The organism is Iodidimonas muriae (genome assembly GCF_014647255.1).
Classification (GTDB): domain Bacteria; phylum Pseudomonadota; class Alphaproteobacteria; order Sphingomonadales; family Rhodothalassiaceae; genus Iodidimonas; species Iodidimonas muriae.
On the sequence record NZ_BMOV01000002.1, the window covers coordinates 325,574 to 349,868 of the forward strand.

Annotated in this window: 24 protein-coding genes; 16 read left to right on the top strand and 8 right to left on the bottom strand. The window is 56.9% G+C overall.

Going from position 1 to position 24,295, the window contains the following annotated elements; all coding sequences use genetic code 11:
* The first annotated feature begins 78 nt into the window (after positions 1-78).
* Complete coding sequence (locus IEX96_RS03975; protein ID WP_188873505.1) at positions 79-864, top strand: ABC transporter substrate-binding protein; 786 nt, start codon at positions 79-81, stop codon at positions 862-864.
* Positions 865-903: 39 nt separating this feature from the next.
* Here IEX96_RS03975 and IEX96_RS03980 read toward each other — a convergent pair whose 3' ends face one another.
* A complete protein-coding gene (locus tag IEX96_RS03980; protein ID WP_229773512.1) occupies positions 904-1,056 on the bottom strand; it encodes a DUF1674 domain-containing protein in 153 nt (50 codons plus the stop codon).
* Positions 1,057-1,207: 151 nt separating this feature from the next.
* On the opposite strand from IEX96_RS03980, the gene htpX reads away from it, so the two are divergent.
* The 5 genes from htpX (at position 1,208) to purH (ending at position 7,701) form a co-directional block, all read left to right on the top strand.
* A complete protein-coding gene (gene htpX / locus IEX96_RS03985; RefSeq protein ID WP_150004347.1) occupies positions 1,208-2,179 on the top strand; it encodes a zinc metalloprotease HtpX in 972 nt (323 codons plus the stop codon).
* Between the two features lie 90 nt (positions 2,180-2,269).
* Positions 2,270-3,571: an RsmB/NOP family class I SAM-dependent RNA methyltransferase gene (locus tag IEX96_RS03990; protein ID WP_150004348.1), complete on the top strand. Its 1,302-nt coding sequence runs from the start codon at positions 2,270-2,272 to the stop codon at positions 3,569-3,571.
* 54 nt (positions 3,572-3,625) lie between these two features.
* Positions 3,626-4,291 (top strand): ribulose-phosphate 3-epimerase, encoded by a 666-nt coding sequence (rpe, locus tag IEX96_RS03995; protein ID WP_150004349.1) that lies wholly within the window; start codon positions 3,626-3,628, stop codon positions 4,289-4,291.
* Positions 4,292-4,303: 12 nt separating this feature from the next.
* Entirely contained in the window at positions 4,304-6,115 is a 1,812-nt protein-coding gene (locus IEX96_RS04000) for a heparinase II/III family protein (protein ID WP_150004350.1), read from the top strand.
* Positions 6,112-7,701 carry a bifunctional phosphoribosylaminoimidazolecarboxamide formyltransferase/IMP cyclohydrolase gene (purH, locus tag IEX96_RS04005; RefSeq protein ID WP_150004351.1) on the top strand — a complete coding sequence of 530 codons (1,590 nt, stop codon included), beginning with the start codon at positions 6,112-6,114 and terminating at the stop codon, positions 7,699-7,701. The genes IEX96_RS04000 and purH overlap by 4 nt, the downstream gene beginning before the upstream one ends.
* 28 nt (positions 7,702-7,729) lie before the next feature.
* Here the strand turns inward: purH and IEX96_RS04010 are convergent, their stop codons facing one another.
* Entirely contained in the window at positions 7,730-8,068 is a 339-nt protein-coding gene (locus IEX96_RS04010) for a DUF1491 family protein (protein WP_150004352.1), read from the bottom strand.
* Between IEX96_RS04010 and IEX96_RS04015 the strand changes: the two genes are divergently transcribed.
* Positions 8,056-9,564, top strand: coding sequence for a cryptochrome/photolyase family protein (locus tag IEX96_RS04015; protein WP_229773513.1), 1,509 nt, complete (start codon positions 8,056-8,058; stop codon positions 9,562-9,564). The genes IEX96_RS04010 and IEX96_RS04015 overlap by 13 nt on opposite strands.
* 73 nt (positions 9,565-9,637) lie before the next feature.
* Positions 9,638-10,888 carry an SAM-dependent methyltransferase gene (locus tag IEX96_RS04020; protein ID WP_229773514.1) on the top strand — a complete coding sequence of 417 codons (1,251 nt, stop codon included), beginning with the start codon at positions 9,638-9,640 and terminating at the stop codon, positions 10,886-10,888.
* Between the two features lie 49 nt (positions 10,889-10,937).
* On the opposite strand, the gene IEX96_RS04025 is transcribed toward IEX96_RS04020, so the two are convergent.
* On the bottom strand, positions 10,938-11,723 hold the full coding sequence (locus tag IEX96_RS04025; RefSeq protein WP_150004353.1) for an alpha/beta hydrolase: 786 nt from the start codon (positions 11,721-11,723) through the stop codon (positions 10,938-10,940).
* On the opposite strand from IEX96_RS04025, the gene IEX96_RS04030 reads away from it, so the two are divergent.
* From IEX96_RS04030 to IEX96_RS04060, 7 genes are all read left to right on the top strand, one after another.
* Positions 11,724-12,923 (top strand): glycosyltransferase, encoded by a 1,200-nt coding sequence (locus IEX96_RS04030; RefSeq protein ID WP_188873507.1) that lies wholly within the window; start codon positions 11,724-11,726, stop codon positions 12,921-12,923. It begins immediately after the preceding gene.
* 189 nt (positions 12,924-13,112) lie between these two features.
* Positions 13,113-15,029 (top strand): threonine--tRNA ligase, encoded by a 1,917-nt coding sequence (gene thrS / locus IEX96_RS04035; RefSeq protein ID WP_150004517.1) that lies wholly within the window; start codon positions 13,113-13,115, stop codon positions 15,027-15,029.
* Between the two features lie 135 nt (positions 15,030-15,164).
* Positions 15,165-15,704 (top strand): translation initiation factor IF-3, encoded by a 540-nt coding sequence (gene infC, locus IEX96_RS04040; RefSeq protein ID WP_150004355.1) that lies wholly within the window; start codon positions 15,165-15,167, stop codon positions 15,702-15,704.
* Positions 15,705-15,805: 101 nt separating this feature from the next.
* Entirely contained in the window at positions 15,806-16,594 is a 789-nt protein-coding gene (locus IEX96_RS04045) for a tetratricopeptide repeat protein (RefSeq protein WP_150004356.1), read from the top strand.
* Between the two features lie 341 nt (positions 16,595-16,935).
* Positions 16,936-17,181 (top strand): DUF6460 domain-containing protein, encoded by a 246-nt coding sequence (locus IEX96_RS04050; protein WP_150004357.1) that lies wholly within the window; start codon positions 16,936-16,938, stop codon positions 17,179-17,181.
* 417 nt (positions 17,182-17,598) lie between these two features.
* Positions 17,599-17,970, top strand: coding sequence for a hypothetical protein (locus IEX96_RS04055; RefSeq protein ID WP_150004358.1), 372 nt, complete (start codon positions 17,599-17,601; stop codon positions 17,968-17,970).
* Positions 17,971-18,114: 144 nt separating this feature from the next.
* Positions 18,115-18,774: an OmpW/AlkL family protein gene (locus IEX96_RS04060; protein WP_229773518.1), complete on the top strand. Its 660-nt coding sequence runs from the start codon at positions 18,115-18,117 to the stop codon at positions 18,772-18,774.
* 62 nt (positions 18,775-18,836) lie between these two features.
* Here IEX96_RS04060 and wrbA read toward each other — a convergent pair whose 3' ends face one another.
* The 5 genes from wrbA to bioF all read right to left on the bottom strand — a co-directional run bounded on the left by wrbA (position 18,837) and on the right by bioF (position 23,108).
* A complete protein-coding gene (gene wrbA / locus IEX96_RS04065) occupies positions 18,837-19,439 on the bottom strand; it encodes an NAD(P)H:quinone oxidoreductase (protein WP_188873508.1) in 603 nt (200 codons plus the stop codon).
* A 108-nt stretch (positions 19,440-19,547) separates the two neighbouring features.
* On the bottom strand, positions 19,548-20,822 hold the full coding sequence (locus IEX96_RS04070) for an adenosylmethionine--8-amino-7-oxononanoate transaminase (RefSeq protein ID WP_150004359.1): 1,275 nt from the start codon (positions 20,820-20,822) through the stop codon (positions 19,548-19,550).
* An 85-nt stretch (positions 20,823-20,907) separates the two neighbouring features.
* Complete coding sequence (locus tag IEX96_RS04075) at positions 20,908-21,132, bottom strand: hypothetical protein (protein ID WP_150004360.1); 225 nt, start codon at positions 21,130-21,132, stop codon at positions 20,908-20,910.
* Positions 21,133-21,276: 144 nt separating this feature from the next.
* Positions 21,277-21,954 carry a dethiobiotin synthase gene (bioD, locus tag IEX96_RS04080; protein WP_188873509.1) on the bottom strand — a complete coding sequence of 226 codons (678 nt, stop codon included), beginning with the start codon at positions 21,952-21,954 and terminating at the stop codon, positions 21,277-21,279.
* The gene (gene bioF, locus IEX96_RS04085) at positions 21,951-23,108 is read right to left on the bottom strand and encodes an 8-amino-7-oxononanoate synthase (protein WP_150004519.1); all 1,158 of its coding nucleotides are present in this window, start codon (positions 23,106-23,108) and stop codon (positions 21,951-21,953) included. The genes bioD and bioF overlap by 4 nt, the downstream gene beginning before the upstream one ends.
* A gap of 165 nt (positions 23,109-23,273) precedes the next feature.
* Between bioF and bioB the strand changes: the two genes are divergently transcribed.
* Positions 23,274-24,284, top strand: a complete 1,011-nt coding sequence (gene bioB, locus IEX96_RS04090; RefSeq protein ID WP_150004363.1) for a biotin synthase BioB — start codon at positions 23,274-23,276, stop codon at positions 24,282-24,284.
* Positions 24,285-24,295: the final 11 nt, after the last annotated feature.

The window sequence follows — 24,295 nt, forward strand, 5'->3', positions numbered from 1 at the left end:
TGAACGCCCAATGCGGGACCGATCAATTTCATGGCCAGTGATATGAAAACCCTTGTGGATGCGCGAGGACGAATACTTATGCCGCATGAGGGCGAGGCGCGGATCGTGTCTTTGTCTCCGGCTTTGACAGAGCTTGTGTTTGCCCTTGATCTGGGAGCGCATCTGGTGGGCCGGACAGGGCGATGCGCCAAATCCGTAGAGGGGCTTGCGGCGGTGTCTTGTGTGGGGGATCTGCACAGCATTGATTATGAGCGTCTGCAATCGCTGAACCCCACCCATGTGCTGATGGATTTCGGCAATACGCCAAAGGCGGTGGTGGATGCGCTGGATGCCTTGGAGCTTCCCTTGCTGAGCGTTGAAATGACCGACCCGCAGCAGAATTTCGATCTTTATTCGCTGTTTGGCGCGGTTTTTTCCGTACCAACGGCAGCAGATACCTTGTCGCGGCGTTTTGAAGCAGCTCTGGCCCGTGTCACCATGGCCATGCGCAACAAAACCCGGCAGCGGGTTCTGTATCTGGCGCAGAAAGACCCGTATCAGACGGTGGCGAAATCCAGCTATGGTGCGGCCTTGCTCGATCTGGCGCAGCTGGAACTGATAGGTGCGCCCAAGACGACCAGCGAGTTGGAAGATGGCGGTGCGCTTGCGATGACCGAGTCGTTGTTATTGAGCGTGAATAAAATTCTGTTCAATGGATCATCGGCAAAATTCAAACGGGCCGATATCAAGGCCTTTGCCGAAGAATTCGATGTTCCGCGCAGCAAGCTGGTCCGGCTGGACAATGATCCGAATATGCAATTTGGCGTGCGGGCTATCGATTCTATGGATCGCTTGATCGCTTTGCGGGAAAAGACCGACGCCTGATCGTCTGGCCGCGCCGCCATCCTTTAAAATCACTGCTACTTAAAAGTCGCTGGCAATGCCATTTTTTTCCCAATCGCCAAAGCGGGTGGGTTCCGGCCCTTTGCGGCCGCCCAGTTCTTTTGCATTTTGTGGGGTGGTGGGCTGATCGGCTTTTGAGGCTGGGGCGGTGGCTGTGGGTTTCGGGTCCGACATGGGCAGTCTCCGGCTTTGGGGCATCTTTGATTTGCTGTTTTATATAGGGCCGCCCGGTCGATTCGTCCATTGACCATATATGGGAAGCCACCCACATAAGGGGCGACCATGATCGGGGCCATCATGCGGTAACAGGCCAACGGGATTAGCGATGAATTATCTCAAAACGACACTGCTTCTTGCGGCGATGACCGGGCTTTTTCTGGCCATCGGGTTTTTGCTGGGTGGAACCGGCGGCATGGTGATTGCGTTCTTGGTGGCCATCGCCATGAACGGCTTTGCTTATTGGAAATCCGATAAACTGGTGCTGCGTATGCAAGGTGCGCGTCCGGTCAATGAAGCGCAGGCCCCGCAGCTTTACCGCATTGTTTCTCGTTTGGCGGCACGGGCGCAATTGCCCATGCCAAAGGTTTATCTGGTGGATCAGGCGCAACCCAATGCCTTTGCCACCGGGCGCAATCCGCAAAATGCCGCTGTGGCTGCCACCACCGGGCTGTTGCGGTTGCTTGATGAAGATGAAATCGAAGGCGTGATGGCGCATGAACTGGCGCATGTGAAAAACCGCGATACGTTGATCATGACCATGACAGCGGTGGTGGCAGGGGCCATTTCCATGCTGGCCAATTTCGCGCTGTTCTTTGGCGGAAACCGGAACAATCCTTTGGGTATTTTTGGCGCGATTCTGATCATGATTTTCGCGCCTATGGCAGCGATGCTGGTGCAAATGGCCATCAGCCGTACCCGTGAATATGCCGCCGATCGCGGCGGGGCCGAAATCAGTGGCAAGCCTTTGGCTTTGGCCAGTGCGCTCGATAAATTGCAAAATGGGGCGCGGCGTTGCCGCAATGATATAGCCGAGGCCAATCCGGCGCAGGCTCATATGTTTATTGTCAATCCATTGTCCGGCGAGAAGATGGATAGCCTGTTTTCTACCCATCCGGCGACACAAAACCGGATTGCCGCTTTGCGTGCTTTGGCCGGGTCCGGTGGGGGGGATGTTGATAGAGGCCCGTCCCCCCATCGGCAGGACCAGCCTTGGGCCAACCAGCGGCCTCGCCGGAGCACGGGGTCTGTGTCGGGCAGTGTGCCAAGGGCCGGACGGCGCGATCATTGGCGTCCATGACGGTATTTTTCGCTGGATTGTGATGTTTTTGTGCTTTCGGCCAAGAGCATGGCTTCCCTTGCCGCGCGCTTTGCATCATAGTCCGCCGCCATGACAGATAGCCTTGCCCCGCGCCGTTTCGCGCTTGCCATTCTCGACCATGTATTGAACCGCCATCAGACATTGGATGGAGCGGTGGATCAGGCATTGAAGACATGGCCCATGATTGGACTGGACCGCTCTTTTGCGCGGGTCATTGCCACCAAAGCCCTGCGTAATTTGGGGTTTATCGACCATGTTCTGGCGGATTTCCTGACACAGGGCGTGCCCGATAAATGCCGGTATGCGGATTTGGTCTTGCGCGGCGGTCTGGCGCAGATCTTGTTCATGGATGTGCCCGACCATGCGGCGGTGGATAGCTCTGTCCGGTTGATCGCGGGTGCCAAACATCGTGCGGACCGGGGCATGAAGCCGGTGGTCAATGCGGTGTTGCGCCGTGCGGTGCGTGAACGGGACAGCCTTTTGGCGCAGCTTGATGCAAATCCGGGCCTTGCTTTGCCGCGCTGGTTGGCAGATCGCTGGCAAAAGGCCTATGGCGCGGAAACGCTTTCGGATATGGCGCGGGTGATTATTGCCGATCCGCCGCTGGATTTGAGCCTGCGGGACCCCCATGAGCAAGAGGCGTTGGCCAAGGCGCTCAAGGGCGTGTGTTTGCCCACAGGATCGGTGCGTTTGACAAAATTGTCGGATGTGACGGCGCTTGAGGGGTTTGATGAAGGACGCCTTTGGGTGCAAGATGCTGCGGCCAGCTTACCGGCGCGTCTTTTGCCCGAGGGGGATGCCATTGATTTCTGTGCGGCACCGGGCGGTAAAAGCCTGCAACTGGCGGCCCAAGGGCGGCATGTGATTGCGCTTGACCGGTCGGCCCGGCGGCTGGCCCGCCTGCGCGAAAATCTCATACGGACGGGGCTGGATGCCGAAATTGTGGTGTCCGATGCGCTGAACTGGACCCCAAAACAGGCCCCCAAACGGGTGTTGCTGGATGCGCCCTGCTCGGCCACGGGCACTTTGCGCCGCCACCCCGATACCGGCTGGTTAAAAAGCCCCGTTGATGTGGAAAAGCTGGCGGATTTGCAAAGCAAGCTGCTGGATCATGTGGCGGGCATCATGGCCGATGACGGGGTGATGGTCTATTGCGTGTGTTCTTTGGAACCCGAAGAAGGTGAAGATCAGGTCCGCGCCTTTTTGCAGCGCCGCCCGGATTTTGAACGGATGGCGATCACGCCCGATGAACTTCCCGGCCTTGATATGGCCCTGAACAAAGACGGTGATGTGCGTACCTTGCCAAGCCATTGGGCGGATCAAGGCGGACTGGATGGATTTTTTATCGCCCGTTTTCGCAAGATTGCCTGATTTGCGATGCCATGGCCGTTGAGCAAAGTTTAAGAAACTGCTAACGAGCAGAGCATGACACAGCCTTTACGCATTGCCCCGTCCATTCTTTCCGCCGATTTCGCACATCTCGGTCAAGAAGTGCGCGCCATTGATGATGCCGGTGCGGATTATATCCATATCGATGTGATGGATGGGCATTTCGTCCCCAATATCACCATTGGGCCGGCAGTGGTGAAGGCGCTGCGCCCGCACACGAAAAAACCGTTTGATGTGCATCTGATGATCGCCCCGGTGGATCCTTATCTGAAAGCCTTTGCCGAGGCCGGGGCCGATATCCTGACCGTGCATCCCGAAGCCGGCCCCCATCTGCATCGCAGCCTGCAAAGCATCAAGGCTTTGGGCAAACGTGCCGGTGTTTCGCTTAATCCGGCAACGCCCATCAGCGCCATAGAGCATGTGATGGATCTGGTGGATCTTGTGCTGGTGATGACGGTCAATCCCGGTTTTGGCGGGCAATCTTTTCTCGAGAGCCAATTGGGCAAGATCGCACAGCTGCGCAAGATGATCGACGCCACGGGCCGTCCCATCGATCTGGAAGTGGATGGTGGCATAACCGCCGAAACGGCCCCCCTTGCCCGTTCTGCGGGGGCGAATGTGCTGGTGGCAGGCACCGCAAGCTTCAAAGATGGTGCAGCCGCTTATGCCACCAATATTGCAGCCTTGAGGGGCAAGGAATAAGGCGCGCATTTGATGAACAATCCCGCCGCAATCAAGATTAAACCGGCGGACCCGGTGCATCAGGAGCAACGCTTGCTGACACGGCCGATGGCGGACAGCCTTGTGGATCGCCTGAAAGCCGGTCTTGGTCAGCGCCTAAGGGGTTGGGCTTATGGCACCCTTCTTTATGAATGGCGCTTGAAGGGGCGGCATCCCTTGAAATTGCTGGGCAGCCCCGATGATCCCTGGCCGGGTAATCCGCAGGCGGGGGACGCGCTGTTGGCCGGCCATATGGTGATGGGCGATGACAGGCTGGAGGTGGATGACCCTGCCTTTTGGTCCAAGGTGGCGCAAAAACCTGCCTTGCGGCGCTATGCCTTCGGCTTTCACTGGTTACGCGATCTGGCACATATGGTGGATCAAAAACGCGCGCGGACAATTGCAGAACGTCTGATGCGCGGCTGGCTGGCGCGGTATCACCGCTATCATTTCGAGGCGTGGACGCCGGTGGAAACGGCCCAGCGCCTTGGCTTTTGGCTGTTGCACGCGCCCTTGATCCTTTCAAGCGACGATCTGGTTTATCGCAGTGCGGTGTTGAATGCCATGGCCCGTCAGGCCCGCCATCTGGCGCGGGTGGCCGGGGATTCGCCATCCGGCGCGCCTTTGGTGGATGTGGCGGGTGGCCTTATTCTATGCGGGCTGTATCTGCCCCACGGGATGGGCTTGCGGGTGAAAGGGGAAGCCCTGTTGCGTCGGGCGCTGGCGGCTTTCGTTTTGGCCGATGGCGGGGTGATGACCCGTTGCCCCGATGATTTATTGGCGGTGATGAAAAGCCTTATCATTGTGCGCGATGCGTATATGAGCCAGCAAGAAGAGCCATTATTGGATATCCAACATGCTTTGGATCGCATGGCACCGTTTTTGCGAGCTTTGCGCCATGAAGATGGCCGTTTGGCGCATATCAATGGCGGCGGGGCGGAGCCTTTAGGGCTTGTGAGCCGTATTCTGGACCGTTCCGGTACAACGGGACAGGCGCTGGATTATGCCCCCTATAGCGGCCTGATGCGCATGAAAGCGCGGGGGCTTCTGGTATTGTTCGATGCCATGCCGCCCGCACCTTCTGGCCGGGATATGCGCGGGCATGCGGGTGCGTTGTCTTTTGAATTGGCGGATGGCGGGGCCCGCATTGTCACCAATATCGGACCGGTGCCGGAAGGGGCAAAAATTTTGGCGCCGGATATGGCGGCTTTGGTGCGGACGACGGCGGCCCATTCCACATTGGTGGCGGACAACCGCAATTCCACGGAGTTGCGCGATGGCGTGCTGGGCGATGGGGTGAACAGCATTGAAATCAGCCGCAGCCAAAGCGCCGATGGCCTGTCCATCTCGGCGCGTCATGATGGATATCGCCGCCGCTTGAAGCTGGATCACCGCCGCAGCCTGACCATGAGCGCACGCGGCGACAAGCTGGAGGGCTGCGATGAATTGCTGCCCCAAGGCCGTATCCCAAGGGGAGGGATCGACTTTGATCTGCGCTTTCATCTTCATCCCCGGATTACCGCTTCGGTGACGCAAGGTGGTTCGGCAGTGTTGTTGCGTTTGTCCGATCGGCATGGCTGGCTGTTCCGCCTTGAAGGTGGCAGTGCCGAATTGGAAGACAGCCTCTATATGCAGGAAGCGATACCGCTTCAAAGCCAGCAGATTGTTATCAAGGGCACGGTGCGGCGCGATGAAGCGTGCAAGATTTTGTGGCAATTTGAACGCTTGGGGGCCGCAAAGTCCCAGCCGCAATCATCAGACAATGCCAATGTTCCGGAACCGACAAGAGAAGAACCCGTACCATGAACGATATCATCCATATTCGCCGCGCACTTATTTCTGTATCGGATAAAACCCGGCTGGTGGACCTGGGGCAGGCCTTGGCGGCGCATGGGGTATCGATCCTGTCCACGGGCGGATCGGCAAAGGCGCTGGAGGCTGCGGGCATCAGCGTTACGGAAGTGGCGGATTATACCGGCTTTCCTGAAATGCTGGATGGTCGGGTGAAAACGCTGCATCCTTTGGTGCATGGCGGTTTATTGGGTGTGCGCGATGATGAAAGCCACCGGGCTGCCATGGAAGATCATGGCATCGATCCCATCGATCTGGTGGTGATCAATCTTTATCCCTTTGAAAACACAGTCGCCAAAAATGCACCTTTCGCAGAATGCATCGAGAATATTGATATTGGCGGTCCGGCCATGATTCGTTCTGCGGCGAAAAACCATGCGTTTGTCACGGTGGTCACCGATGTCAGCGATTATGATGCGCTGCTTGACGAATTGTCTGAACAGGAAGGCGGCACCACTTTGGGATTGCGTCGGCGATTGGCGGCGCGGGCCTATGCGCGCACGGCGGCTTATGATGGCGCGATTTCAAGCTGGTTTTCCCGGCAATTGGATGATCCGTTTCCGGCCCGAAAAACCTTGTCCGCCCGCCGCGATGCGGTGTTGCGCTATGGCGAAAACCCGCATCAAAAGGCCGCCCTTTATAAAGATCCTTTGCAGCCGCGAATCGGCGTGACCACAGCACAGCAGCTTCAGGGGAAGGCGCTTAGCTATAACAATATCAACGACACCGATGCGGCCTTTGAATTGGTGGCGGAACTGGATCGGGATCAGCCGGCGGTGGCCATTATCAAACATGCCAATCCTTGCGGCGTGGCCTATGGCGAAACGCTTTGTGATGCTTATGAAAAAGCACTGGCTTGTGATGCGGTGAGCGCCTTTGGCGGTATTGTGGCGCTGAACCGTTCATTGGATGGCGAAACGGCCCGAAACATTGCCAAAATCTTTACCGAAGTGGTGATTGCCCCCGACGCGGATGAAGAGGCCCGTGCGATCATGGCCGCCAAAAAGAATTTGCGGTTGCTGATCACCAACGGCCTGCCCGATCCCGCCCAAACACTGATGACATGGCGGCAGGTGGCGGGGGGCTTTTTGCTGCAAGACCGGGATACTGGCCATATCACCGCCGATGATTTGAAGATCGTCAGCAAGCGCGCCCCCAGCGATGCGGAAATCCGCGATATGTTGTTTGCCTTCACCGTGGCCAAGCATGTGAAATCCAATGCCATTGTATATGCGCGTCATGGCATGACGGTGGGCATTGGCGCCGGTCAAATGAACCGCCGCGATTCCAGCCGTATTGCCGCCTTGCGCGCCGGAGAAGCGGCACAAGCCGCCGGTGAAGCGCAGTCCTTTGCTTTCGGGTCGGTGGTGGCATCCGATGCCTTTTTCCCCTTTGCCGACGGGCTGCTGGCCGCCGCAGATGCAGGGGCCACGGCGGTGATCCAGCCCGGCGGTTCCATGCGGGATGAAGAGGTGATCGCGGCTGCGGACAAGGCCGGATTGGCCATGGTGTTCACCGGCATGCGCCATTTTCGGCATTAAGCAATCCGGCGCTTCGGTTATCCAACATTCAAAGGATCGGCTCGTCCAGTTGATGGCGGCCATGGGGGTCTTCGATCTCCAGCACCCAAAGATCGCGGTCGCGGGCAAGGCGCTTTTCGATCATCTCCTCAACATGGCGGTCGTCCACCGGCTGTGGTCCGGTGCTTCTCATCCATGCCCGCCCGCCATCCATGGCCATGGTCGGCTCCAAAAGCTGTGACCCACGGTCAAAACCGTTGATTTTCAACAAGATGCCGCCTGCATCCACGTCTCCGCGATGGCGTAATAACGCCTCCAGATCCAAAGTCTGACAGCGGCGGATATGGGCTTTGATCCAAAGCTCCGATTTCAATCGTGGAGAAAACATGCGGCGGTCCGATGGTGGGGCATAAGCTGTTTCGTGATATGAAAGGCATTATGGCTTCGGTTCAACCCATCATTTTATGGTTCCGGCAAGATTTGCGTCTGTCGGATCATGTGGCGCTGATGACAGCGGTGCATGAAAAAGTCCCGATTCTGCCGGTTTTCATTCTGGATGATCGGCTGGAGGTCAAAGGCTCCTGGGCGATGGGGGCGGCCAGCCGCTGGTGGCTGCATCATAGTCTCAAGACATTGGATCACAGCCTGCGCCGCTTGGGCAGCCGTCTTGTTCTCCGCAAGGGCTGCGCCAAGACTATTCTTATAGAGCTGTGCAATTCTTTTGGGGCGCAAGCGGTTTTTGCCAGCCGCATGATCGAACCAGAGGCGCAAAAGCGTGATAGATGCGTGGCGGATGCGCTGGCTGTGCCAATGCGTTTGTTTGAGGGGGCCTGTCTTTATCCTCCGGGGGAGATCCGCACCCGACAAGGCGGGATCTATCAGGTGTTTACGCCTTTCTGGAAGGCCATATTGGCGCGACCCGATCCGCCCGCGCCGCTGGCATCGCCCGACCATCTATTGGCCCCGAAGGTCTGGCCAGACAGTGCGGCTCTGGATGATCTGGCCCTTTTGCCGCGCCATGATTGGGCTTCGGGGCTGGATGCGCATTGGGATGTGGGGGAAGAGGCCGCCCATAACCGCTTGGCGGTGTTTTTGGAAGACGACATTCCGGCCTATATCCAGGCACGGGATCGACCGGATCGGGCGGGAACATCCGGTTTGTCCCCGCATGTGCATTTTGGCGAGATCAGCCCCCGGCAGTTATGGCACCGGGCACAGGCGGCGTGCTTCAGGGTGGATGCGGCGAAAGAGGGCGCGCAGGCCTTTTTGCGTCAGGTGGCATGGCGTGACTTTGCCTATCATCTTTTGGCTCATATCCCCAGCCTGCCCGAAAGCCCCATGCGCCCTGCTTTTGCGACATTTCCTTGGGAAAAGAACGAGACAGGGTTGCGGGCTTGGCAGCGCGGTCAAACCGGCTATCCCATTGTGGATGCGGGGATGCGGCAATTATGGCAAACCGGAACAATGCATAATCGGGTGCGGATGATCGTGGCCAGCTTTCTAGTGAAAGACCTCATGATACATTGGTCTGAGGGCGCTCGGTGGTTCTGGGACACTTTGGTGGATGCGGATTTGGCCAATAACAGCATGGGCTGGCAGTGGGTGGCAGGCTGTGGCCCCGATGCCGCGCCGTTTTTTCGCATTTTCAACCCCGTCAGCCAAGGCCAGACCCATGATCCGCAAGCCGCGTATATCCGCCAATATGTGCCGGAAATAGCCGCGCTTCCGACGCGTTATATTTACCAGCCATGGACCGCACCGGCCTCTGTTCTGGACAAAGCCGGGATAATATTGGGGACGCATTATCCTTTTCCCATTGTTGATCACCAAAAGGCGCGTCAGCGGGCTTTGCAGGGATATAAGGAGATGAAAAAAACCGTGTGATCAAGGTGCTTTGAGAAGTGTCGGACTACGCGTAAGCTCATGTCTTTCGGGGGTATGTTGCTGGGGAGCGATGATGGAAGATCATGGAAAACGGGCCTTACAGGTCATGCAAGCCGGGATGTCGCCTGTGGATTGGCTGATGGCGCGGTTGGGCGGCTCCAGGGCGCTGTTTGCCTTGGCCAATGGGCGGTTGAAAAGTGGCTCGGCCTTGCTGCGTTTGCCCGATGGCAACCAGCATTATTTCAAGGGCACTCAGGATGGGCCCCATGCGGAATTCGATGTAAAGCGCTGGCGGGCTTTGGGCCGTATGGCCCGCGGCGGGGCGCTTGGTTTTGCCCGCTCTTATATGGATGGTGATTGGGACACGCCGGATCTGGCGCAGGTCTGCGCATTGGGCTCGGCCAACCGGCACAGTATGGCGCAGGGGTTGCGCGGTTCAGCCTTGATGCGCGGGGTGGATCGGTTGCGCCATGTCTTGCGGGCCAATACCAAAGGGCAGGCGCGAAAGAATATCGCGTTCCATTATGATCTGGGCAACGGCTTTTATAGCCCGTGGCTGGATGAGACCATGACTTATTCGTCTGCTTTATTCGCCCCCGGGGATCAAGGGCTGGAAACGGCCCAATTGCGGAAATATCGCAGGCTTCTGGATGTTTTGCAGGTCAAACCCGGTGATCATATTCTGGAAATCGGTTCGGGCTGGGGTGGCTTTGCCGAAGTGGCCGCCGCCGAACGGGGGTGCCGCGTTACCGGCCTTACCCTAAGCCGCGAACAGCTGGACTATGCCAGCGGGCGTATGGCGCGGCAGGGGCTTTCCGATAAAGTGCAATTCGCCTTGCGCGATTACCGCGATGAAACCGGCAGCTATGATCATGTGGTGTCCATCGAAATGTTCGAAGCGGTGGGGGAAGCCTATTGGCCGGTCTATTTCGACACATTGCGGCGGGTGCTAAAGCCCGGTGGCCGGGCCGGGCTGCAGATCATCACCATTGATGAAGGGTTGTTCCCCGCTTATCGGAAAAGCGCCGATTTCATCCAGACATATATCTTCCCCGGCGGCATGTTGCCCACCATCGCCGCTTTGCAAAAACACACAGCGAAAGCCGGGCTTGGCTGGTGCGATATGCGCAGCTTTGCCGATAGCTATGCACAAACCCTGTCCCTATGGCGCACGCGCTTTAATGCCGCGTTTGAAGCAGGGGCCTTGCCGCATGGCTTTGACGATGTGTTTCGCAGGCTATGGAATTTCTATCTGGCCTATTGTGAAGGGGGATTTCGCGGCGGCAGCATCGATGTGGTGCAGCTTGCTTTGGTGCGAGATTAGAGCCCGGAGAGCCGGACTCCAAAAGGTTTTGACTGGATAAGAGCCATGCTTACCGGCTTGCCAGATCGTCCACGGCGTGCATCAGGCGCGCCAGATCGTCTGGTGTGCTGAGCCGATGATCGCCGGATTTGGAAAGGCACAGATTGAGATCGTCGCTTTGTAGCATGTCCATCAGGGTCAAGGCGTGGCCCATGGGCACATCTTCATCCTTGCATCCTTGCAAGATCCGCACCGGGGCGGTGACGGGAATGGGCTTGTCCAGCAGCAGATGGTTGCGACCATCCTCGATCAAGGCGCGGGTGATGATATAGGGGTCGTCGGAATAGTCGCTGGGTTGTTCGTAAAACCCTGTGTCCATGATCTGTTGTTTGACAGCATCGGAAAATCCGTTCCACATCAGCTTTTCGGTAAAATCCGGTGCGGGGGCGATCAGGACCAGCCCATGCAGGCGCTCGGGACGGGCCAATGCCACCAGCAAAGCCAGCCAACCCCCCATAGAGCTGCCCACCAGAATTTGCGGCCCATCGGTCAGTTGATCGATCACGGCCAGACTGTCTTTTAGCCATGCGCCGATGGTGCCATCGACAAACCGGCCCGAAGAGGCCCCATGCCCCATATAATCGAATCGTACGAAAGATCGGTCGGCTTTTGCGCAATGAGCCTCCAAAGCCAGAGCCTTGGTGCCGGTCATATCGGATTTGAATCCGCCGAGAAACACCACGCCGGGGCCTTGTCCCTTGCTTTGCGCATAGGCAAGCTGGACGCCATGGGATGTGTCGAGTATGGATGGCGCTGTCACAGATCCTCCTTCATCAGTTATAAACGGGACGTGCATATGTCCGAATATTCGTCGTCACGCGACCTTATCATTCGGCCATTGTCGAAGGAACTGGCGGATGCCTCGGTCTTGCAGGTGATCGATAATCTTGAGCCCCATGGCCTCGCCCGTTCGGCGGTGGATGTGGCCAAGGCTTTGGTGGCGCGCGGGGCGACATCGCTGATTGTTTCGTCGGGCGGTGCTTTGGTGCCGGAAGCGCGAATCGCCGGGGCCGATCATATCAATCTGATGCCGCCGGCGCCCAATCCTTTGAAAATGCGGCTGATGCAACGCCAAATCGCGCGGCTGATCCAAAAGCATAAGGTGGATATCGTCCATGTGCGCAGCGCCGGCTTTGCATGGCCGGCGCTGCGGGCGGCCAAAGCGGCCGGCTGTGCCAGCATCAGCACGGTCAGTGATGTATCGGCAGAAACGGGCGGCTTTTTTACGCGGCGATATGAGCGGGCGTTTACCGGTGCCGATCATATCATCGCCATTTCCGATTTTATTGCCGAAAAGGTGCGGACCTTGCGCGCCGTTCCCACAGAGCGGTTATCGGTGATTCATCGCGGCATCGATCTGGCGCGCTTTAATCCGGCGGCGATCAAAGCCCAAAGGTTGATCGCTTTGGCCCGGCGATATGCCTTGCCCGATGACCGCGCCATTATTTTGGCGGCGGGCAGCATCACGGCGCGCAATGGCTTTGACCATCTGATCGAGGCCATTGCCAAGATGGACCGCGACGATGTGTTTTGCCTGATTCTTGGCGACGAGGCAGGCGATCCGCAGGCGGGCCGGGCCCTGGAGTCGCTGATCGAGGCGCGCGGACTGGGCGGCAAGGTGCGGCTGGGCGGTCACTGCGATGATATGCCCGCCGCCTATATGCTGGCGGATGTGGTGGCGGCCCCAACCATTGAACCGGAAGCCTTCGGGCGGGTTTGTGTGGAGGCGCAGGCCATGGGGCGTCCGGTGGTGGCTTGTCGCCATGGCGGGGCGCGGGAAACCGTGCTGGATGGGGAAACCGGTTGGCTGGTGCCGCCCGGCGATGATGCGGCTTTGGCTCAGGCCCTTATGCAGGCGGTTCAGCTTGATGCGGCCGCTCGGCGCACCATAGCCATGAAAACGCGTAGCCGTATTGTCACCAGCTTTGGGCGGGAACGCATGTGCGAGCAGGTGTTGGCCCGTTATAGCCTTTTGCTTGCGCCGCACGTGGATTGAACGCCGCGAACGCCTTGCGCAGGCGGGTGAACTGGCATACATAAGCGTGCCATATGAAAGCGTGCGAAAAACTGTGCCTGTGCGTAGGCATTGACCGATAGAAAGTGTGATCGAAGCCTGTGTCGGCTTTGATGAACCGGAATGAGAGTGATGGACGAACATGCCGCGATGCCAGAAGGGGCCGATCAGATGTCTGTGACGCTGACCCTGCCCGATAACAGCCAACGCCATTTCGATGGCCCTGTGACCGGTGCGGATCTGGCCGCCGATATTGGCCCCGGGCTTGCCAAAGCGGCTATGGCCGTGCGGGTGGATGGGCAATTGCGTGATCTGGATGTGCCGATCACGACAGATGCCCATGTGGCCTTGATAACGGCGCGGGATGAAGAAGAGGCGTTGGAGCTGATAAGGCACGATACGGCCCATGTGCTGGCCGAAGCGGTGCAGGAATTGTTCCCCGATACGCAAGTGACCATCGGCCCCGTCATCAAGGACGGGTTCTTTTATGATTTCGCCCGCGACAAGCCTTTTACCACCGAAGAGCTGGAGGTGATCGAGGCGCGGATGCATGAAATCGTTGCCCGCAACGAGCCGATTCGCCGTGAAGTGTGGGATCGGGATCAGGCCATTGCCCATTTCCGCTCTATCGGTGAAAAATATAAAGCGGAAATCATCGAGGATCTGCCGCAAGGCGAAGACGTCTCGGTCTATCGTCATGGGGATAATTGGCTGGATCTGTGCCGGGGTCCGCATTTGCCTTCATCGGGCCGCATTGGCAGCGCGTTCAAGCTGATGAAAGTGGCCGGAGCCTATTGGCGCGGCGATCATCGCAATGAAATGCTGACCCGCATTTACGGCACCGCCTGGCGCGATAAAAAAGAACTGAAAGCCTATCTCCACCGGTTGGAGGAAGCGGAAAAGCGCGATCATCGCCGCTTGGGCAAGGACATGCAGCTTTTTCACTTTCAAGAAGAAGCCGCGGGCATGGCCTTTTGGCACCCCAAGGGCTGGGCGGTCTATCGTGCTTTGGAAGATTATATTCGGCGCAAGCTGGACAAGGCGGGCTATAAGGAAATCAAGACCCCGCAGATCGTTGACCGGTCTTTGTGGGAAAAGTCCGGCCATTGGGACAAATTCGCCGAGCATATGTATGCGCTGACCTCGGAAGATCGCGATTTGGCGGTGAAGCCGATGAACTGCCCGTGCCATGTGCAGGTGTTCAACCAGCATTTGCACAGCTACCGCGATCTGCCGCTGCGCCTGTCGGAATTTGGCTCTTGCCATCGTTATGAACCATCGGGGGCGATGCACGGCCTGATGCGGGTGCGGGCCTTCACCCAGGATGATGCCCATATTTTCTGCACCGAAGACCAGATCCGCTCGGAAAGCGAGGCATTTTCCGCTTTGCTGTTCGAGGTTTATAAAGATCTCGGCTTTGAACAGGTGCGGGTGAAATTTTCCGATCGGCCCGATGTGCGGGCGGGTGATGATGCCACTTGGGATCGGGCGGAAGCGGCGTTGAAAGATGCCACACAAGCCATGGGCCTTGATGTGGAGTTGAACCCCGGGGAAGGCGCCTTTTACGGCCCGAAGCTGGAGTTTGTGCTGACCGATGCCATTGGCCGCGATTGGCAATGCGGCACCTTGCAGGTGGATTTCGTCCTGCCTGAGCGTTTGGATGCGTCTTATGTGGGTGAAGATGGCAACCGGCATCGTCCGGTGATGCTGCATCGCGCCATTTTTGGTTCGTTCGAGCGGTTTATCGGCATTCTGATCGAACATTATGCCGGGCGCTTCCCGCTGTGGCTGGCTCCGGTGCAGGTGGTGGTGGCCACCATTACGTCTGATGCCGATGCCTATGCGCAGCAAGTGCTCGAACGCTTGAAAGCGGCCGGGTTGCGCGCTGAGCTTGATGTGCGGAATGAAAAAATTAATTATAAGGTGCGGGAGCACAGTGTGGCGAAAGTGCCGGTGCTTTTGGTGGTCGGCAAGCGCGAGGCCGAAGAGCAAAAGCTGTCGGTGCGCCGGTTGGGATCGCAAGATCAAACCACCGAAACGCTGGATGATGCGATTGCTTCACTGGTTGAGCAAGCACGCATGCCTTGAATGGCAATCGCGTATGCGACTGTCATGCGCTGGCCACTCGCCAAATGAGGGCTGGCGTATTATAGTCGTTTGAACGAAGAATTTGTGATGATTGGGCATGAGGCCCATCGCTTAAAGCTGTGAGGAGGAAAGCTCATACGTAAAGGTCGTCTTGTCGGTCCGCCGCCGAAACCAACAGGCCCGCGGATCAACGAACGTATCAAGGTGCCGCAAGTGCGCCTGATCGGACCCGATGGAGACAATCATGGTGTTGTCGATATCGACACTGCCTTGCAGGTTGCCCGGCAGGTAGGGCTGGATCTCGTCGAGATTTCGCCCAATGCCGACCCGCCTGTGTGCAAGGTTCTGGATTTCGGAAAATATAAATACGAAGCCCAGAAAAAGGCGAATGCCGCCAAAAAGAAACAAAAGACCCAGGACATCAAAGAAATCAAGATGCGTCCGGGGATTGATATTCATGACTATCAGACAAAAATGAAAGCCATGAACAAGTTTCTGGATGCTGGCGACAAGGTAAAGGTCACCCTGAGATTCCGCGGCCGCGAAATGGCACATCAGGATTTGGGAATGGACGTTTTGAAGCGCGTTCAGGCTGATATTGCGGAGATTGCAAAGGTTGAAGCACATCCCCGAATGGAAGGCCGCCAAATGACGATGGTGGTTGCTCCCAAATAACGGTACGACGGAAGACGGGTTTGCAAGCGGACTTTATTGTGAAAAGGCCGTTTTCCGTGCTGTGCCACCTTCGCATCGCGTGCCGCCTATGGATTTTTGGGTTGGCCCTGATTCTCGGATTGGCTGAAGGGCCGATCGGGGCCACGCCCGGTTTTGCGCAAGCGCCAAATAGTCTGGCGCAATCGGCTTTTGATGAAGGCCGGTGGCGTGATGCTGTGCGCCTGGGCGCCATGCCCCAAGATCCGCTTGGGATGGCCATCGCTGCTCAGGCCGAGTTGGTGTCTTATGCCCATAGCGTTGATCCGGCCGCCCAAAGCGCGGCTGTTGATCGGGCCGTTTTGCTGGCGGATGCGGCAAAGATCCTTGCTCCTCACGATCCTTTTGTGTTGCTGCAAGGGGCGGCGGCTTATGGCTTTCGGGCACAGATCAACCGGAGCAGAAGAGATGCCCATATGGCCCGTCAATTGATCGACGCGGCCTTATGGCAGGCGCCGGACAATGCTTATGCGCAGGCCGCTCTCGGGTTTTGGCACGGACGCACTGTGCTTGGGGCCGGATCATTTGCGGCCCGGATGGTCTTTGACGCCCGGCGGTCATCGGCCATAGAGGCCTTTGAAAAGGCTTTGGCGCTGGACCCGGACAATCTGGTCATCCGGTCCGGCTATGCCCAGCTTTTGGTGCGCTTTGGAAAAAACGCGCATCGCTCAGCGGCTCTTGGCCATCTTCGGTGGGTGGTGGCGGCCTCTGCGCACACGGCGCTGGAGCGACATATGCAAGAAAATGCGCGGCTTTTGCTGGCGGCGCAAGACGCCGGTGCGGACCCGAAAGCATTGAAGCAGTTGGCCGATGACTTGGCGCCTTTTTCAAATTCGTCTGCAAAGAAGCCGTGAAGGGGCTTGAAGCTATGGCCGATCTGGCATGGGGAACCAGACCGGCCATTTTGCACGCTTCATGTTGGTGACCGCTTTGGGAGCAAAGGAAAAAGCTTCGGGGGTCAGGAAGAAGCCTTCGCCTTTTGCAACCTTTGGACGGTCATTCCTACTATTACAAGGTTCATGCCAGTTCAGGATTCGCAGAAAACTGCGGTTCTTGCGTTTTAGATGTGTTTCAATTTGCATATCCGAACGATTTCGCAATGCAATTAGCAAAAATGGCGCGGCGCTGCGGGGTGTTTGCTGTCTGCTTTTTGTGCGCTATAGCTCGCTATCCGTCACGCTGAAGGATTGACCGAATGAAATCCATCTCCTTGTCCCAGATTATCGGCCTGATCATCGCCAGCCTTCTGGTGGGCTTTGTTTTAAAAGCCATTGATATGTCGCCTATGGATTTTTGGAAGGCTTTATGGGAGCGCGTTTCGGAATTGGCTTTATGGGCATGGAACGGGCTGGACGGCTTGGCACTTTATGTTCTGATGGGCGCGGCCATCGTTATTCCCATTTATGTGTTGATGCGGGTGATGAAAAAAGGGCGCAGCTAAAGGCTGCCCGGCCTGATGGGGCTTTGAGAAAACAAGGCGCCCGGATACGGATACTTTCTTGATGCTTTACCCATAAAGAAAAGACCGATCCGGGATGGGGTCCGGATCGGTCAGTATGGTGCACGCTTCGTACATGTTGCTCTGGACCTTATCAGACCTACCTGGGGGTCGAGGTCTGGTGGGTCTGACAAGACCATAACGCAACAGATATGTCCAATAAAGCAAATGCCGTGCCAGTTTTGAAAATGGGAGTTTTGCTCGGATTTTTAGTCATTTCTTTGAAATTGTTTTCATAATTCTTATATTTCTTCGCAAAATGCGCCGCAAAATGCAAAAATATGGCCTTATAAAATTTTAAGACCTTTGTGCAATTCTCTTCCCATGGTCATCCTGTGCCGCATATTTCTGCTAAGCCTTTTGCTTTGGGCTCTGAACCCCGTTTCTGCCGGAGCGGAGGATGTAAAGGCTGCGGATATCGCGCCCATTTATATACAGTTCGCCCCCATTTCCGTGCCTTTGATGCAAGGCGGCTATGTGCAGGGCAGTTTTCATATTCGTGTGGAACTGGCGGTCACATCGGAAAAAAACAAAGAGGCCGTTGACCGCATGATGCCGCGCCTTGAAAGCGCGTATCTGATGTCCTTGGTGGATTTGTCGCGCTATGTCATCCGGGCGGATGAACCGGCGGATCTGGTCAGCATTGGCGCGGCTCTTCAACAAAGCACCAATGATATTTTAGGTCCGGAAAAAGCACGGGTCCTGATCTCGGAAGCCGCCGTCCGGCGCTGAGTACGCGCTTTCAGGCGCGCTCTTTTCTTCATGTAGTTTGGCAATATTTGTCGATTGTTGACGCATTCTTGATTTAAATCAACTTTCTGTGAGCGCTGTGGTTCTAAAGGAGGGGCGTCTTCTACGGCGTGAAAGGAAAGCCCCATGAAAAAGACCAGTCGCACAATCGACCGCATCCTTCCCGCAGCATGTGTTGCCATGAGCGTGCTCGCGCCGGTTCATGCATTGGCGCAGGACAGCTTTGTCTCCGCCGGTGATTTTATCGTGCGTGGCCGCGTCATTGTAGTAGAGCCGGACGAAGGGTCCACCATCACCCCTATCGGTGGCAAGGTGGGCATTGATACGGCGGTGATGCCGGAAGTGGATTTCAGTTATTTCATCACCGACAATATTGCGGTGGAATTGATTGCAGCGGTCTCTCCCCATAATCCGAAAGCCACAGGAACCGCTTTGGGGGATATGAAGATTGGCGACCTGCTGTTGCTGCCCCCCACCTTGACCTTGCAATATCATTTGCCGGTCAGCAAAAATCTCAAACCCTATGTGGGGGCGGGCGTGAACTACACCATGTTCATTCGTGAAAAAGCGGATGGCGGCATCGTGACCGACCTGAATGCCAAGGATAGCTTTGGCATCGCCTTGCAAGCCGGGGCGGATTACCGGATCAAAGGGCCGTGGATGCTCAATGTTGATATGAAAAAATTGTTTCTGGATACCAAGGTAACGGTCAATGGCGGGGCTGTGACGGCCGATGTGGATATCGATCCCTGGATCTTCGGCGTTGGCGTTGGCTATAAATTCTAGGACTGCCTGCGATAAAACGGGCCGCAAAGCCGATTGATTTCGGAGTCGCGGCCCGTTTTCAGTTAGCCATGAAGTTTCGTGGCGATTTTGGCCACATGCGCCCCTTGGCCGCGGGCAATGGCCAGTTCGGTTTTTGTCGGGGTGCGGGAGCCATCGGCACCGGCAATGGTGGCGGCACCATAAGGCGACCCACCACGCACTTCATCCAAAGTGGTCAGTTCCGGGATCGTGGCATAGGGTGCGCCCACCAGCACCATGCCATGATGGGCAAGGGTGAGCCATGTGCTGATGATGGTGGTTTCATTGCCGCCACCGGTTCCGGTAGAGGTGAAGACGCTACCCACCTTGCCGGCCAGAGCGCCTTTTACCCACAATCCACCGGTTTGATCGAAGAATGTGCGCATCTGGCCTGCCATATTGCCAAAGCGGGTCGGCGTGCCGATGACAATGGCATCATAATCGCCCAGTTCCGCGGGATTGGCCTCCGGGATAGCCTGATTCAGCTTGGCGCCGGCTTTTTCTGCCACTTCTGGAGGCATGGTTTCCGGAACGCGTTTGATGGTGACATCAACGCCGTCAACACTGCGCGCCCCTTCGGCAATGGCGTGGGCCATGGTTTCGATATGGCCGTACATGCTGTAATATAAGACAAGAATTCTGGTCATTGTGGTTGCTCGCTCATTTGGGTGTCTGCCATGGAGAATAAGCGTTTTTACCGTCGAAACCAGACAGGTCTTTGACTACAAACTGTTTCTTTTATGGAAACGACAGCCCTATAGGCTGCGGACCACATCACAAACACCCTGCATCAATTGGTCGAGGGATTTTGGGTCGATGGTCAGCGCCGGGGTCAGATAAATCACCGATCCCAAAGGACGCACCCATAGCCCGCGCGCCAGAAACGCATCCCGCAAGCGCGGAATATCGGGGGCCTGCTCCAGCTCCACCACGCCAATCGCCCCCAAGACCCGCACATCCGCGCAAGCTGCAGCAGAGCGGCATGGCTCCAGCCCGGCTGTCATTTGCTGTGCAATGGCGCGGGCTTGGCCCAGCCTGTCTTCGCGTTCAAACAAATCAAGCGATGCATTGGCGGCAGCGCAGCCCAAAGCATGGGCCATATAGGTGGGACCATGCATCAGGGCATGATCGGGGTCGTCGCTATGGAAAGCTTCGTAAATGGGGCGGCGGGCAATGGCCGCCGACAAAGGCAAGGTGCCGCCGGTAAGGGCTTTGGAAAGGGTGATGATATCGGGCACCAGATCCGCTTTCTGGCAGGCAAACATATGGCCGGTGCGGCCAAAGCCGGTGAAAATCTCGTCAAGAATCAATAAGATGCCGTGTTTCTTTGCAAGGCGGGACAGAGCGCGCAGCGTTTCGGCGCTATGAAAACGCATCCCGCCCGCCCCTTGCACCAGGGGTTCGACGATGATGGCCGCAAGGTCGCTTTTATGCTGCGCCAAAAGGCGGTCCAGCGCCGCCAGTTTGTCGGGGTTTTCGGGCAACTCGCCCATGATATGTTGGGCCAGAATACCGCGGAAATGCCGGTGCATCCCTTCATCGGGATCGCAAATGGCCATGGTGCCAAGGGTATCGCCATGATAGCCGTGGCGGAAAAACAAAAAGCGGTGCCGTCGCTGGCCTTGATTGATCCAGTATTGCGCCGCCATTTTCATGGCCACTTCCACCGCCACAGAGCCGGATTCCGCAAAGAACACCCGATCCAGATCGCCGGGCAGATGGTGGGCCAATCGTTGCGCCAATATGGCCGCCGGTTCGTGCATCAAGCCGCCGAACATCACATGGGGCATGCGTTCAAGCTGGTTTTTGATGGCAGCCAGAATATGGGGATGGTTATAGCCGTGGGCGGCGGTCCACCAACTGGCGATGCCATCGACCAGACAGCGCCCGTCGCTTAAATGGATCGAGGTTTTTTCCGTATGGGAAACAGCAAGCGGCGGCTGTGCGGTTTTCATTTGGGTATAGGGAAACCACAAATGGCGCACACCGGGATCATACCAGATGGGAGCGTCGGTCAAGGGAGATGTCATGGGCGGCCCTTTTTGAAGATGGACCGCAGCCATACCATAGCGCCGGGGGTCTGGTGAAACCCGATCTTGGGGCAGTACTGTCCTGCTAATGAATAGAAACGCCCTGAGGCACAGGAGAGCTTTTCACGCGTGCCAAAATATGTTCGTGAATGTTCAGCCACATATCAAAGCCATTGGCATCGTCCAGCGCCCGCATTTTTTTAAGCGCTTCATCAGCATAATAAAGGGCACGATCGCCAAAATTGCGCAACAAGGTATCGGCGGCGATTTCGAAATAAGGGGTGGGATCGAAGGTGGGGGTGACTGGCATGATATGCTCCGGCAAAATACAGTACCAAAGCTTCAGCAAATGCTGGGCCAGTTTTAGAAACTTTATAACCTATTGATATTGCTATATTTATTTATATAATGCAAAAATTGCAGCGGAAAGAAGGCAGGCTTTGCCGGTTCCCTTTCAAGACTTGCCGGGCAGATTAAGCCCGGCCAATAGATCCGGCGCATTTTGATAAGGATGGGGGCCATGAAGGCGCGGCAGGGTCAAAACCGGGCAAGGCACCAAGGCCTGTAATGCGGCCTGCGTTTTTAAAAGCGGCACCGGTTCGTCCAATGATTGGCTGATAATCACGGCATGGCTGTAAAGGCCACGTGCGTGCAGGGCTTCGATGGTGGCAAGGCTGTGGCTGATGGTGCCCAAATAGCTGCCGACCACCAGAATATAGGGGCAGGCCAGATCGGCCATCCAATCGGCCACCAAATAGCGGCCATGAAGGGGAACGAAGGCCCCGCCCACGCCTTCGATCAAGGTGGGACCGGGGGCGTCGATCTGTGTGCGGCAAAAGGCGTTCAGGGCCGGAAGGTCAATGTGGCGGCCTTCCTTGGCGGCGGCCATGGGGGGCGCAAGGGGGGCTTGGTAGCGCCATGGCGAAATTTTATCGGCCTGATCGGGCGGCAGCCCTTGGGCGCCTAGCAAGATGGCGGTATCGCTGTCTTTGTCCGCAGGATCATAGCCGGAAATAATCGGTTTCAGCGCGGTCACCTTTTGACCCGCATGGCGCAATTGATGGGCAAGGGTGGCTGTGACCACGGTTTTGCCAATGCCGGTGCCAGTACCGGTGATAAACAATCCTGTCATGGGGAAAGGCCAAGATTCTTGATGCTTTGGCAAAGCCGGTCCACATCTTTTTCCTGATGGGTGGCGGAAAAGGAAAAGCGCAGTCGCGCGGTGTTTTCAGGCACAGTGGGTGGACGGATGGCCACCACCAGAAAACCGGCCTGCTGCAATTTTTCCTGCGCGTCCATGGCCTTTTGCGGGCTGCCGATGATCAGCGGCACCACAGCGCTTTGCGGTGCGGGCAATCCAAGCGTTTGGCAAAAGCGTCGGGCAAGGGCCAGCGGTCGGGCGCAGCGCTCCGGTTCCATGCTGATGATTTCGAGAGAGGCGTGGGCGGCGGCAAGGGCCGAGGGCGGCAGGCCGGTGGTATAGACCAGACTGCGGGCACGGTTGCGCAACAGGTCTACCACTGCATGGGAGCCAGCCACATAGCCGCCATAAGACCCAAGCGCCTTTGATAAGGTGCCCATCATCAGATCGGGCTGTACCCCTTGGGAAAAGGCGGTGCCATGTCCGTTTCCCAACACCCCCAAACCATGGGCATCATCCACCATCAACCAGGCATCATGGGTTTTGGCAAGGCTGTGGATGTCCTTCAGCGGTGCCTGATCACCGTCCATGGAAAATACCCCGTCTGTGAGGATCAAGGCATGGCGATGGGCATGGCGGTGACGGGCCAGCAAATGGCCCAGATGCGCCATATCATTATGGGCAAAGCACTGGATTTGGGCGCGGGAAAGCTGCGCTCCGGCAAAAAGGCAGGCATGGGCCAGTTCATCGATGAAGATCACATCCTGAGGGCCGGCGAACACCGGAATGGTGCCGATATTGGCCAGATAACCCGATCCGAACACCAGAGCCGCTTCGCAGGATTTGAAGGCGGCAAGACGGCTTTCAAAGGCATCATAAAGCGGATGATTGCCGCTTACCAAGCGCGAGGCACCGGCACTGGCCCCATAGGTTTCCACAGCCTTTGTGGCGGTGCGGATAACGGATGGATGGGTGGAAAGACCCAGATAATCATTGTCGGAAAAGGATAAAAGCGCCGCGCCATCGCGGTTGGCCGCCATGCCTGAACGGCGCTCGGTGGGATATAAGCGGCGATGCAGATCGGCCTTTTGCAAAGCGATCAGCTTTTCTTGCGCCATGTTATCAATGCTGCTGGGCTGGTTCATATAAGGGCGATAGCTTGCGCGCGGGGCGCGGTCAATCAAATGACAGGAAAGCGCCGGATTTTGCCGCCATGGCCAGCGAAACACCACAAGTCTTGACTTCAAGGGATTGGGCGGGCAAGCGTTCTTCACCTATTAGTTCTGGGCCTTTTAACGATGGGAATTGTCATGGCCAGCCTTCTCGACCGACCGTCCGCTCTTGATCAAGCCGTTCTGCCCGATGGACCCGATTTTGCGGTGCGCTTTGATTGGTCACGGGAAGAGATCATGGCGTTGTTTGCCCTGCCTTTCAACGATCTGGTGTTTCGGGCGGCGCAAACCCATCGCACATATCATGATCCCAACAAGGTTCAGTTGTCGCAGCTTTTATCCATCAAAACCGGCGGCTGTGCCGAAGATTGCGCTTATTGTCCCCAATCGGCAAAATTTGCTGAAGAAACAGGGGTCAAGGCGGATAAGCTCATGGATGTTGAACGGGTCCTGAGCGATGCCAAAGCCGCAAAAGAGGGCGGTGCCTCCCGCTATTGCATGGGGGCGGCCTGGACTCGATTGAAAGACCGTGACCTTCCCGCCATCGAAGAGATTGTGCGTGAAGTGAAGGGGCTGGGGCTTGAAACCTGCATGACACTGGGGATGCTGGAACGCCATCAAGCAGAGCGTTTGCGGGCGGCGGGGCTGGATTATTACAACCATAATATAGATACCTCGCCGGAATATTATGGCGAAATCATCACCACCCGCACCTTTGATGAACGTCTGGAAACCCTTGGTTATGTGCGGGATGCCGGGATGAATATGTGCTGTGGTGGCATCGTGGGTCTGGGGGAAGATGTCTCTGACCGTGCCGGAATGCTGGAGGTGCTGGCCCGGATGACCCCGCATCCTGAATCGGTACCGATCAATATGCTGGTTCAAGTAAAAGGCACCGCCCTTGAAGGCACCAAGCCGCTTGATCCCTTGGAGTTTGTCCGAACGATCGCTGTGGCGCGTATTTTGATGCCGAAATCGGCGGTGCGTTTGTCGGCAGGCCGTGAAACCATGAGTGACGAATGTCAGGCTTTGGCCTTTTTGGCAGGGGCCAATTCGATCTTTTATGGCGAAAAGCTTTTGACCACCGACAATCCGGCCAATAACCGCGATAAAGCATTGTTCGACCGTTTGGGGCTTCAGCCTGCTTGACCAGGGCAGGG